General features: G+C 67.6%; 12 protein-coding genes. 2 read left to right on the top strand and 10 right to left on the bottom strand.

The genetic code is table 11. The features are described 5' to 3' along the window. The first annotated feature begins 3 nt into the window (after positions 1–3). Entirely contained in the window at positions 4–531 is a 528-nt protein-coding gene (locus AB3K92_RS02450; RefSeq protein WP_369464397.1) for a flavin reductase family protein, read from the top strand. Positions 532–567: 36 nt separating this feature from the next. Further along, on the top strand, positions 568–1,524 hold the full coding sequence (locus AB3K92_RS02445) for a transporter (RefSeq protein ID WP_059587727.1): 957 nt from the start codon (positions 568–570) through the stop codon (positions 1,522–1,524). 371 nt (positions 1,525–1,895) lie between these two features. Here the strand turns inward: AB3K92_RS02445 and AB3K92_RS02440 are convergent, their stop codons facing one another. The 10 genes from AB3K92_RS02440 to cpaB all read right to left on the bottom strand — a co-directional run bounded on the left by AB3K92_RS02440 (position 1,896) and on the right by cpaB (position 12,028). Next, positions 1,896–2,858 carry a type II secretion system F family protein gene (locus tag AB3K92_RS02440; RefSeq protein ID WP_369464396.1) on the bottom strand — a complete coding sequence of 321 codons (963 nt, stop codon included), beginning with the start codon at positions 2,856–2,858 and terminating at the stop codon, positions 1,896–1,898. A 36-nt stretch (positions 2,859–2,894) separates the two neighbouring features. Continuing rightward, on the bottom strand, positions 2,895–3,872 hold the full coding sequence (locus AB3K92_RS02435; RefSeq protein ID WP_048027249.1) for a type II secretion system F family protein: 978 nt from the start codon (positions 3,870–3,872) through the stop codon (positions 2,895–2,897). A 33-nt stretch (positions 3,873–3,905) separates the two neighbouring features. Beyond that, complete coding sequence (locus AB3K92_RS02430) at positions 3,906–5,273, bottom strand: CpaF family protein (RefSeq protein WP_021158146.1); 1,368 nt, start codon at positions 5,271–5,273, stop codon at positions 3,906–3,908. Positions 5,274–5,291: 18 nt separating this feature from the next. After that, positions 5,292–6,500, bottom strand: coding sequence for an AAA family ATPase (locus tag AB3K92_RS02425; RefSeq protein WP_059555515.1), 1,209 nt, complete (start codon positions 6,498–6,500; stop codon positions 5,292–5,294). A gap of 22 nt (positions 6,501–6,522) precedes the next feature. Then, complete coding sequence (locus tag AB3K92_RS02420; RefSeq protein ID WP_059587481.1) at positions 6,523–6,966, bottom strand: TadE/TadG family type IV pilus assembly protein; 444 nt, start codon at positions 6,964–6,966, stop codon at positions 6,523–6,525. Then, positions 6,963–7,496, bottom strand: coding sequence for a TadE/TadG family type IV pilus assembly protein (locus AB3K92_RS02415; RefSeq protein ID WP_042973877.1), 534 nt, complete (start codon positions 7,494–7,496; stop codon positions 6,963–6,965). The genes AB3K92_RS02420 and AB3K92_RS02415 overlap by 4 nt, the downstream gene beginning before the upstream one ends. A gap of 12 nt (positions 7,497–7,508) precedes the next feature. Beyond that, complete coding sequence (locus AB3K92_RS02410; protein ID WP_059587479.1) at positions 7,509–8,774, bottom strand: pilus assembly protein TadG-related protein; 1,266 nt, start codon at positions 8,772–8,774, stop codon at positions 7,509–7,511. A 26-nt stretch (positions 8,775–8,800) separates the two neighbouring features. Then, entirely contained in the window at positions 8,801–9,097 is a 297-nt protein-coding gene (locus AB3K92_RS02405; protein WP_059587478.1) for a hypothetical protein, read from the bottom strand. Positions 9,098–9,117: 20 nt separating this feature from the next. Next, a complete protein-coding gene (locus AB3K92_RS02400) occupies positions 9,118–11,091 on the bottom strand; it encodes a type II and III secretion system protein family protein (RefSeq protein WP_059587476.1) in 1,974 nt (657 codons plus the stop codon). A 97-nt stretch (positions 11,092–11,188) separates the two neighbouring features. Continuing rightward, positions 11,189–12,028 carry a Flp pilus assembly protein CpaB gene (gene cpaB / locus AB3K92_RS02395; protein WP_042972805.1) on the bottom strand — a complete coding sequence of 280 codons (840 nt, stop codon included), beginning with the start codon at positions 12,026–12,028 and terminating at the stop codon, positions 11,189–11,191. Positions 12,029–12,036: the final 8 nt, after the last annotated feature.

Raw genomic sequence — 12,036 nt, 5'->3', positions numbered from 1 at the left:
GGCATGGAAACGATCGCTACCGCCCCCCCGACCCTCGACCCGATGCAGCTGCGCGCCGCGTTCGGGCAGTTCCCGACCGGCGTCACCGTGATCACCACGTGCGCGGCCGACGGACGCAAGGTGGGCCTCACCGCCAATTCGTTCTCGTCGCTGTCGCTCGATCCACCGCTCGTGCTGTGGAGCCTTCGCAAGCTCGCGCCGAGCCGCCCGGATTTCGTCGCGGCCACCCATTTCGCAATCAACATCCTCGCGCACGACCAGATCGACCTGTCGCGCCGCTTCGCGACGCCCAGCGCCGACAAGTTCGACGGCGTGCCGCACGCGGATTCGGAAGCCGGCGGCGTGCCCTGCCTCGACGGCGCGAGCGCGCGCTTCGTGTGCCGCAACGTCGGCCACTACGAAGGCGGCGATCACCTGCTCTTCATCGGCCAGATCGAACAGTTCGACGCGTTTGGCAAGGCGCCGCTCGTGTTTCATGCGGGCCAGTATCGCGCGATCGCCGATCATCCCGATCTTATTCGCACCGTTTGATTAGTTATACAGATAAATAACCAGGAGGTGGTGAACATGAAATTCGGCTCTCGCCTGCTCGTCGTCGCGGGCCTCTCGATCGCCGGCATGGCCGCAAGCGCGCCGGCCCGCGCAACCGACCTGCCGGCGGTCAACCTCGGCATGACCAGCTTCCTCGACGGCATGCCGCCGGCCGGCTCCGGCTGGTACGGCACGCAGTACCTGCAGTACTACACGGCCGGCCGCGTCAACGACAACGCGGGCAACAAGGTCGGGTTGCCGAAGCAGGACATCGACCTGTTCGCGGGGCTGAGCCAGCTCGTCTATCAGTCGCCGCAGACGTTCGCGGGCATGCATCCGGGCCTCGACGTGATCCTGCCGTGGATCGCGTCGGCGCGGACCGACGACGGCATCGGCAACGTCGCGCTGAATGCGCGTGCCGGCTTCGGCGACCTGCTGATCGGCCCGTTCGTCCAGTTCGACCCGGTGATGGGCGCGCAAGGCCCGCGCTTCGCGCAGCGCGTGGAATTCCAGTTCATCGTGCCGACCGGCGCGTACGACCCGTCGCGCGCGATCAACCCGGGCAGCCATGCCTGGTCGTTCGACCCGTACTGGGCGGCGACGCTGTGGCTCACGCCGAAATGGACCGTGTCGTGGCGGCTGCACTATCTGTGGAACACGACCAACCATCGGCCGGCCACGTCGCTCGGCCCGGACGTGACGTCGACGCAGGCCGGCCAGGCGATCCACGCGAACTTCGCGACCGAGTACGAGGTGCGCCCCGGCCTGCGGCTGGGGATCAACGGCTACTGGCTGCGACAGACCACCGACATGAAGGAAAACGGGCAGGACGTGCCGGGCACGCGGGAGGCCGTGTTCGCGATCGGCCCGGGGGCCATGTACAGCTTCTCGCAGCAGGATCACCTGATGTTCAACGCGTATTTCGAGACCTATGCGCGGAACCGGCCGCAGGGCACGCGGATGGTGCTGCGGTACGTGCATCACTTTCAGTGACGGTCGAGACCGGGCGAACGGGGCCCGAAGCGGCCGAAGTGCCGGGCGAATGGCGGCCGTGCCCCCCGCGCGCACACCGGTCGTGATCCGCGACCTCCGCTGCATCGCGCACGACGTGATGCCGGTAAATTTCGCCGGCATTCAGGTTAGCAGTAGGGGGCAGCCGATCAGGCGGTGGACTACGGCTAGTTCCATGGCCGACCATGGGTCCAGGATGCATTGACGCCGCTATGGTCGACCTGTCTCGCGGCGCCGCCTGGGGAGGGAGCCTCCATGAAGCCTGTTGCCGTGCCGGCCGGCGGGGTGGCCGCCCGGCACGCGAATCCTTCATCGACGTTTCCGCCGATCCCGGCGTAACGCCGGTTCGCCGCTTACTGCGACATCCCGACGAACGTCGGCAACAGCACGCGATAGACGTGAATCATCGCCGGCCCGAGCAGCACCAGCATCAGCGACGGAAAGATGCAGAAGATCAGCGGGAACAACAGTTTCAACGCAATCTTCGCGGCCCGCTCCTCCGCGCGCATCCGGCGCCGCGTGCGCAGCATGTCCGACAGCACGCGCAGCGATTCGCTGATGCTCGTGCCGAAACGATCGGCCTGGATCAGCATCGCGCAGAACGATTCGATGTCCTCGACGCCGGTACGCAACGCGAGATTGCGCAGTGCCGTCTCCTTCGTGAAGCCGGAGCGCATCTCGAGCAGCAGCAGGTCGAGTTCGCTCGAGACCACCTCGCTGCTGAACCGCAGCTCCTCGCTCACCTTCATCAGCGCCGCGTCGAGCCCCAGCCCCGCTTCGACGCACACCGTGAGCAGGTCGAGCGCGTCCGGGAAATCCTCGAAGATCTTCTGCTGGCGCACCTTGATCCGCTGCGACAGCACGATGTTCGGGATGTAGTAGCCGATCCCGGCGAGCACGACGAGGATGACCGACAGGAGTTCGCGCTGATCCCCGAGCCGGGTCGTGATCAGCACCAGCAGCGCCGCGCACGGCACGGCGAGCGCGAGCATCGTCTTCGCGGTGAAGTACAGCGCCGCCGCGCTCGGGTTGCGCCAGCCGGCGTTCATGAGCCGGATGCGCAGCGGCGAATTCTCCCAACCGTCCTTCGGCACCGACAGCCTGGAGATCGGGGTGGACAGCTCCACCAGCTTCGCGACCCAGCGCGATGCCAGGTCGTCGCTGTCGCCGGGGCCCGTGCCGGCGCCGCCGGCCTGCTGGATCCGGCGCTGGATATTACGCGGCGCGAACAGCAGCATCCCGACCAGGGCGCCGCCGGCCACGAAGATGAACAGGCCGCCCAGCATCACGGCGTGGACTACGCTCAGGTTTTGCATGACAGTCTCGCTACGGTTCGTTATTCAGCTCACGCGTCAGACGCGAATCCGGACAATGCGGCGGATCCACAGCAGGCCAAAGAGCATCGTCACCAGCATCGTGCCGACCATCCTGATCCCGGCCGGATCTTCCCAGAGCACCGACAGGAACTCGCGGTTCATCACCGCGATCGCCCCGGCCGTACCGAACGGCAGCAGCCCGAGGATCCACGCCGACAGCCGCCCTTCCGCCGACAGCACACGCACCTTGTCGAACAGCTTGAAGCGCTCGCGGATCAGCGCGGAGATGCTGTCGAGCAGCTCGGCCAGGTTGCCGCCGGTCTCGCGCTGGATCAGCACCGCGATCACGAAATAGCGCAGGTCCTGCACCGGCACGCGGGTCGCGAGATTCATCAGCGCGTCGTGCAGCGACACGCCGTAGTTGACCTCGTCGAACGTGACCCGGAACTCGCCGCCCATCGGATCGGGAAACTCCTCGCTCACCATCCCGAGCGTGCTCGTGAACGAATGACCGGAACGCAGCGCGCGCGAAATCATGTCGCAGATGTCCGGCAACTGCCGTTCGAGCTTGCGCATGCGCCGCCGGCGGGCACGCATCACGACCATCGCCGGCAGGCATCCGGCACACAGCGCGATCGGCAGCGCAGCCAGCTGCGGCAACGTGGCGAAACTCAGCGCGACCCACGCGATCGCCGGAAACACCGCGCTGAGCACGATCAGCTTCGACAGCGTCCAGTCGAGGCCCGATTGCTGGATCAGGAGATCGAGCGCCTGCACGCGCGGCACGCGCAGCAGCAACTGGTCGAACGGCTTCGACTCGTCGAGCATCCGTTTCTTCAGGATCGACAGCCGCTCCTGCTGGACGTTGCCGCCGGCCGACATCGCGCGAATGCGCGACTCGATCCGGCGCGCGGCAGCGCCGTGCCGCGCGTTCCACCATTGATAGGTGCCTTCGATCGTCAGCACGACCGCGACGAACATGAGAATCACAAAGGCGTAAAAGATCGTGTTCATGAGGTCTCCCCGGCGGTTAGCGGCGCCCTGTCGTCAGTTCGTCTCGTAACGCTGCGACGGGTCGTACAGCGAATCCGGCAGGTTGATCCCGAACGCCTGCAGCCGCTCGACGAACTTCGGCCGCACGCCGGTCGCGCAGAAGTGGCCGCGTACCGAGCCGTCGCGGTCCACGCCCGTGCGCTTGAACGTGAAGATCTCCTGCATGTTGATGATGTCGCCCTCCATCCCGGTCAGCTCCTGGATGCTGACGATCTTGCGCTTGCCGTCCGTCAGCCGCGCCGCCTGCACGACCACCGAGATCGCCGATGCGATCTGCTGGCGCATCGTCTTCGGCGGCAGCGTCAGGCCGGAGACGCTGATCATGTTCTCGAGCCGCGTCAGCGCGTCGCGCGGCGTGTTCGCGTGGATCGTCGCGAGCGAGCCTTCGTGGCCGGTGTTCATCGCATTGAGCATGTCGAGCGCTTCGGCGCCGCGCACTTCGCCGAGGATGATCCGGTCGGGGCGCATCCGCAGCGCGTTGCGCACCAGCGTGCGCTGCGTGATCTCGCCCTTGCCCTCGATGTTCGGCGGGCGCGTTTCGAGCCGCAGCACATGCGGCTGCTGCAGTTGCAGCTCGGCGGCGTCCTCGATCGTCACGATCCGCTCGTTGCGCGGAATGTAGCCGGACAGGATGTTGAGCAGCGTGGTCTTGCCGCTGCCGGTGCCGCCCGACACCAGCACGTTCACCTTCGCGCGCGACAGCGCATCGAGCAGTTCGGCCATCGGCGGCGTCAGGCTGTGGTAGCGCACGAGGTCGTCCATCTTCAGCGGGTTGACCGCGAAGCGCCGGATCGACATCAGCGGCCCGTCGATCGCGGACGGCGGGATGATCGCGTTCACGCGCGAGCCGTCCGGCAGGCGTGCGTCGACCATCGGGCTCGATTCGTCGATGCGGCGCCCGACGCGCGACACGATCTTCTCGATCACCTTCATCAGGTGCGCATCGTCGTAGAACGTCACGTCGGTCAGTTCGAGCTGGCCGGCGCGCTCGACATAGACCTGCCGGTAAGTGTTCACGAGGATGTCGGAAATGCCGGGGTCGCGCAGCAGCGCTTCGAGCGGACCGAAGCCGAACATCTCGTCGTACACGTCGATCGCGAGCTGCCGCCGCTCGATGTCGTTCGCGGGCATCCGTTCGTCGTCGAGGATGCGCGAGATCAGCCCGGCGATTTCCTGCCGGACCTGATCCTGCTGCAACCGCGACAGGCGCTCCAGCTCGACGCGCTCGAGCACCGCCAGGTGAATTTCGCGGCGCAGCTTCTGGTACGCGTCGCGTACCGACGAATGCGCCGGGCCGGCCGGTTCGTTGCCCGCCGCCAGCGGCTGGGCCCGGTGCAACGACATCTGTTCGCGCAATGACATGATGGTTCCCCGAAAGATTTACATGGACTTGAGCTTCGGCGTGGCCTTGCGGCCGAACAGCCGGGACATCAGCGGTTCGCTGTGCTTGGTGCCGCGCCCCACGCGCACCTCCCCTTCGACGAGCTGCTTCGCGTATCCCTGCAGCGCACGCGCGACCGTCGTGCCGCGCGCGAGACGCGACACCGGGTGGCCCTGGTTGATCGCTTCGAGCACGGTGTCGACATCGTCCGGAATCGTGCAGGCCGCCTGCAGGCCGAGCACTTCCTCGAGCGCGGTGCGGGTCCGGTCGCTCGCGCGCGTCGCGCGGTTCAGGACGAGCCGCATCTGGTCGGTCGAATAACCGAGCGACACGAGGATCTCCAGCAGCCGGCGGCCCGCACGCACGTGCGGCATCGCGGGTTGCATCACGAGCTGGATCTGGTCGCTGCGATCGAGCGCGACCATCGACAGCGGATTGATGCAGACGCCCAGGTCGAAGAGCACGAAGTCGTAGCGCGGCGCGGCGACGCCGAGGATCCATTCGAGCGCGTCCTCGCGCATCTCGGCGGCCTTGACCGGGTCGCCGGCGCCGGCGAGCACGTGGAAGTTCTCCGTCACGCGCGCGACGCTCGCATCGAGGAACGCGCTGTCGAGCCGCTCGATCTGCGCGCACAGCTGCGGCAGCGTCGATGGCGGGGTTTCGTCGCTGACGAGGAACGCCGCGTCGGCGAACTGCTGGTTCAGGTCGATCAGCAGCACGCGACGCTTGAAGCCTTCCGCGATCTCGAAAGCGATGTTGCTGGCCGCGAAGCTCGTGCCGGCCCCGCCCTTGCACGACATGAACGACACGATCCGCGTATCGTCGGTGTCGCGCCGCGTGCTTTGCGCGGCCGCGCGTGCGAGCGCATTGCCGAGCGCCTGCAGGTCGAGCGGCCATTGCAGCACGTCGCGCGCGCCCGCGCGCATCGCGTCGAGCAGCACGTGCGGCGACGCATCCGCCGTCACGAGGATGCAGGTCAGCCCGGTGTGAACCCGGCAGATCCGCTCGATGGCCGCCAGCTCGGGCGCGTCGAGCGACGTGCCATCGACCAGCAGGATGTCGAACGCGTCGAGCCCGTCGGTGCGATGCTCGATCTGCGACGGGCGTCCGGTCGCGCGTGTGGCGCGATAGCGTCCGCAGTCGGTCACGAGGCGCGCAATCTGCGTGAGCCGCGCGGTATCGTCGGAAGCTACGAGGATGTTGATCATGTCGTGTGCCTCGCCTGTTCGATCAATTGCAGTTTGCACCGCCGGTCGCGGAAGTCAGGCTTTCGCGCGGCAGCGTCGTCTTGAACGGCGGCATCTTCACCGACACGTTCATGAACGGGATCATCGTCTTGACCGTGACGTTCGTGACGCTCACCGTCACGAACGCGCAGGTGTTCACGGTACAGCTCGCCGGCGAGTAGTTCACCGACACGTTCGCGTTCGACAGCAGCGGCAGCAGCGCCGTCACGCGTTTCGCGACACCGGCGGCATTGACGTCGCAGACCACCGCCGTGCGCGCACCGAGGCGCACGGCCTCGCTCGCGGTACTCCAGTAGAACAGCACACGACCGAATTCGAAGATGCCGATCAGCAGCATGACCAGGACCGACGCGATGAGCCCGAACTCGACGATCGTCGAGCCGCGTTGCCCGCGCCGGCGTGACAGGGGGACTGGGCGCGCGCTCATGACACTTGCCTCATCACGGTGACGATGTTGCCGAACGGGATCGACGTCAGCCCCGGATACGCGGGGATCGGCTGGTACGTGTAGCCCTTGATCTTCACCTCGACGACATTGATCGCACCTGTCGCCGTGCCGCTCGCCGCATTGTTGTTCGAGTCGTAGGTCGGCAGGTTCGAGAATTGCGCCGGGTCGGACGCGTCGCTGCAACCGGTCGTATGCTGCGCGTCGCAGATGGTCACCATCGACGTCGTGAGGCCCGGCACCAGTTCGGTGCCGGCCGAGCCGCACGTCGTGCTGCCGTAGACGACGAGGCACTGCGCCGCCGACACCGGATACGCGCTGTCGGTCGGCAGCCAGATCGACAGGTAGCGCGCCGCGTCGCGGGTCGCCTTGGTCAGCGTCTCGTACTGGTAGATCGCGCGGCCGAACTCGGCCACGCCAGTCGCGAGCAGGATCATCGGAATCAGCACGATCGCGAACTCGACGGCGGCCACGCCACGGGTGCGCGAACGGCGAAACGGGGGCCTTTTCATGATCGTCTCTCCCTATTGAACGAGCATCGGCACCTGGACCCCGGACGCGCTGCCGTCGCCGGGCAAGCCGTGCGTCGCGCACGGATTGTTGCCGGAGACCGACGAGCCGAGGTATTCGAGGTGCGCTATGACGGGGCCACTGCCCGAGCTGAACGGCAGCGGATCGAGCATCAGCACGCAATCCCATTGCGTCACGTGCACCTTGCCGCTGTTCCCGTTCAGCGACGAGCAGTCGCCTTCCGGCGCGAGCGCGACACGGCGGTCGCCGCCATAGGTCTGGTAGTTGCTCGCCGTGACGGTGCCGTTGGTGGAGATCCCGCTGCCCGACGGCGGCGCGCCGTCGCCCTGGTAAGGCTTGAAGTTCGAGCGGTCTGTCACGAACTGCGTGTACGCATCACCCTTGATGCCCGCCGTTCCGGGCGGCCCGTAGTTCGGGCCGACATACGCGTAGCCGGTGAAGTCGGGCTGGCCGCTCGAGCCGTTCGCGCCGTTCGTATAGATGCCGAAGCGCGTATTCCAGGCGCGGAGCGACGCCGACTTCAGGCCGGTGGTGCCGAGGTCGGGCGGGCTCGTGATATTGCAGGTATTGCCCGACAGCTCGCTCGCGATGGTCGGCTCGTTCGTCGAGCCGTCGAGTGCCGCCCAGCCGAAGTTGCCGGGCCCGTAAGACGAACCGGACGGCGACGTGATCCAGTCGCCGACGTTGTAGGACGGCGCGCCCGTTGCCCGGCATACGAACACCGGGATCGCGCATGCCGTCTGGCCGCCGCCCACCGTCGCGATCGCGCTGGCCGATACGGTCGCCGCGTTCGCGATCTTGGTGCCCGGCAGCACGTTCAGCACTTCCATGAACCAGTGCGAGATGTTGCTCAGCGACGCGGTGCACTGCACGTACTTCACGTTCGCCGGCGTCGTGACCGAGTTCTTCGTCAGGAACGCATTGGTCAGCGAATCGCTGAACGTCACGTTCGTGTCGGTCAGCATCTTCACCGACTGGTTCTGGAAGAACGCGAAATTCAGGTGGCCGGCGGCGATGCCGTCGGCCTCGGCCACGGTCAGGCTGATGGCCCCGGTCAAGTCGCGCGCAGCCGACAGCGCGCATGCATCGGCGCTGTTCTGCAGTTCGCTGCGCGTGACGTACAGCTTGCCGAGATCCAGCGCGAGGCCGACGAACCCGATCATCACCGCCAGTGCGAGACCGACGATGATCGCGACGGCACCGCGCTGGCGATGCAGGCTGCGACGCATGACTTTCGGATAGCGGGCTGCGCTGTTCATGGCTTTTCTCCCTGAGCGTGCCGTCGTTACCGGGTGGCCTTGCCGATGCCGATCACGAATGCATTCGCGGGCGGATCGACCTGCTTGAACGACTTTTCGTAGTTGTCGAGCGCCGATGCCGCCGCGCCGCCGTCGACCACCGTCGTCGCCGCCGCGTGTTCGGCGGCATGCGGATCGATGATCTGGGCCTGCGTCACGGCGCGGACCGATTCGCCGAAGCGGGTGTCCCACACCGGGGTCGACGACATGCAGCCGGCAAGCGCGAAGGCGAGCGGTGCGGCGAGCGCCGCGCGGCGCACGAATACGAGGTAGGCGGATTTCATGAGTGTCCCCTTGGATGGCATCAACGATCGGTGGACTCGGATTCCGAGCGGGCGACCTGCGCATGGGCAGCCACCGGGAGCCGGTGCGTCGGCTGGGCCGGTGTGGCCGGCTGGGCCGACCGGGCCGGTGCGTCGGGGCCGGCCGCCGCAAGGCGCGCGGCGGCGGCTTCGATGCGCGCGACACGGGCTGCGTTGGCTGCGTTGGCTGCGTCGGGCCGTGGCACGGCAGCCGCCACCGACGCGGGCGTCTTCTGCGGCTCGGCCGGTACCGGCGGCTGCGCGTCCGCGCCTTGCGGCACACGCGGTGCGGGCAGCGCGGCGGCAGCGGCGGCCGGGGTATCCGATTTCGGCGCCGGCGCCGGCGCGGGTGCCTGAGCCGGTGCCTGAGCCGGTGCCTGGGCCGGTGCCTGCGGGGCAGCTGCCGCGCCGTTCGCCGGTTGTGCGCCGGGCTTGCGGACACCGCCACGGCCTTCCATGTTGCCCGTCGCGTACACGTCGACTTCGTTCGGCTTCGAGAAGCTGTCGGTCGGCAGCGGCACGTCGGCGGTCTGCAGCGGCTTCACCAGGTGCGGCGTGATCAGGAAGATCAGCTCGGTGCGATCCTGCTGGAACGACGTGCTGCGGAACAGCGCGCCGAGCACCGGCACCTCACCCACGCCCGGGAGCGCCTTCAGCGCGCCCGTCACGTTGTCCTTGATCAGCCCGCCGATCGCGAACGATTCGCCATCGCTCATCTGGACCGTCGTCGATGCGCGCCGCGTCGTGATCAGCGGCAGGATCGACGTGCCGCCGATGTTGGTCGCGCTCAGCGTGACACCCGTCTGCGACAGCTCCGACACTTCCGGCGCCACCTTCAGGCTGATCCGGCCGTTGGCGAGCACGGTCGGCGTGAACTTCAGCGCGACGCCGAATTCCTCTTCCTGCAGCGTGATCGACGACGTGCCGTTGCCGCTGCTCTGCGGGATCGGGATGAAGATCTTGCCGCCGGCGAGGAACGTCGCTTCCTGGCCGCTGATCGTCACGAGATTCGGCTCCGCGAGGATCTTGACCAGGTTGTCGGTGTTCTGCGCGTCGGCCGCGAGGTTGAACGGCTTGTTGTTCGCCTTGCTGAACGCGACGCCGCTCGCGACGCCCGCGAGCAGGTTGGTGACCAGCGCCCCGCTCCACGAACCGAACCCGCCCTGGATGTTGAGCGCGCTGCCCATCTGGTTCATCAGCGTCTTCGATACCTCGGCCACCTTCACCTCGAGCATCACCTGCTGCGGCGACGTGACGGCCAGCATGTTCAGCACGCCGCCGCCGCTTTGCTTGCCGCCCGCGGCCGGGTCGCCGGCGCTGTCGCCGTAGGCGCGCGCGATCTGCACGGCCTGCTGTGCGGCCTGCGAGCTCGACACGGTGCCCGACAGCACGATCGTGCCGGCCGCGGTCGTCACGCGGATGTCGCGCTCGGTCGGCATCAGCTGCTGCAACGACGCCTGCAGGCCGCCGGCATCCGCGCCGACTGCCACATCGATCACGCGGCACGCACCGCTCTTGCCCTGCACGATCATGTTCGTCGTGCCGACCGCGAGCCCGAGGATGTACAGCGTCTGCGGCGACACCATCGTGGCCTGCGCGACGGCCGGATTGCCGATCGTCCGGTTACGGACCGGCTCCGGCATCGGCACCAGCAGCGACTTGCCGAGCGGCACGCTGACGCTGGTCGATTCGCGCACGGCGCCGACGCAGTTCGGCCCGCGCAGCGGCCCTGCCGACGCGGCGGGCGCGGCGGCCGCCATTGGCGCCATGCTGATCGTCATCTGCATCGGCCCCTTGCCGACCGCGGCCGGCGCGCTGGCGCCGCCCTTCGTCAGCGCCGCCGACTCGACGCCTTCCTGCGCGAGTGCGCCATAAACCGTCAGCCATCCCGAACAAAGGATCGCGGCCATCATCGTGCCCCGTGCGACGCGTGTGCGCAGCGGGCCGGTATCCGTGCATTGCGGTTTGATCTTCATTTCGTCTGATCCCCCGAGAGACCGGCTCCGTGCCGGTTATCGACTTCCAGGGCCGCCGCGTTGCCGGCGGCCGTTTATGTGACTGTGTTGATCTGCTTCAGAAACACTCGACGCTGCCCCTTACGCCCGTCAGCACGCCGACGCAGTCGCGCCGCGCTTCCGGCGCCGCATGCGATGCGACGTGCACGCGTACCGTCCGAACGCGAGCGGGCGCCGCGGGCGCTTCGGGTGCGGGCTCCTTGCCGAGCAGCGTCATCTTGGTCGCCCCGTCGGTGTTCAGCGTCTTCTGGTCGATCTGGTTGCGCAGCACGAGCGACAGCGTGCCGACGCTGCGCGCGAGGTCGAGCCGTTCGGCCTGGTCGGGCGTGACTTCCAGCGTCACCGCGTTGACGACCTTCGGCGCCGTGTCGTCGCGGCTCACCTGCTGCGCGACGGCGAGCACGAGGATGTGCTCGAGCACGATCTTCGAGATGCTCTGCCCGTCGGTCTTGCCCTGCTGTTCCTGCGTGTTGACGATCACGTCGACGTAGTTGCCCGGCAGCGCGAAGCCCGCGACGCCGACCACGTCGTTCACGCGCACCGTGATCGCGCGGCTGCCGTCCGAGATCACCGCCGACAGCCCGCCCTTCGTGCCGACCGGCGCGAGCTTCGATTCGATCACCGGCTCGTCGCGCGACAGGCTGGTGCGTACCACGCGCCCTTCGAGCGCCTTGGTATCGGTGAACGCGCCGGCCGGCACGCTGCCCGACGGCCAGTTCACCATGCGGATCTGGTTCGGCCCGAGCGGTTCGCCCAGGTTCAGGTCGGTGGCCGCCACCGCAACCGACGTGACCGAACTCGTGGATGTCTGCATCAGCCAGCGGGACGCGAACACGACCGCGGCAAGACCCGCGACCATCGCGACGACCAGCATCAGGATCGCTCGACTGTTTTTCATGGCAATGC

The organism is Burkholderia sp. Bmkn7 (genome assembly GCF_041103175.1).
Taxonomy (GTDB): Bacteria; Pseudomonadota; Gammaproteobacteria; order Burkholderiales; family Burkholderiaceae; genus Burkholderia; species Burkholderia cepacia.
Note: the sequence above shows the minus strand (reverse complement) of the source record. Positions and strands in the feature narration are given on the sequence as shown.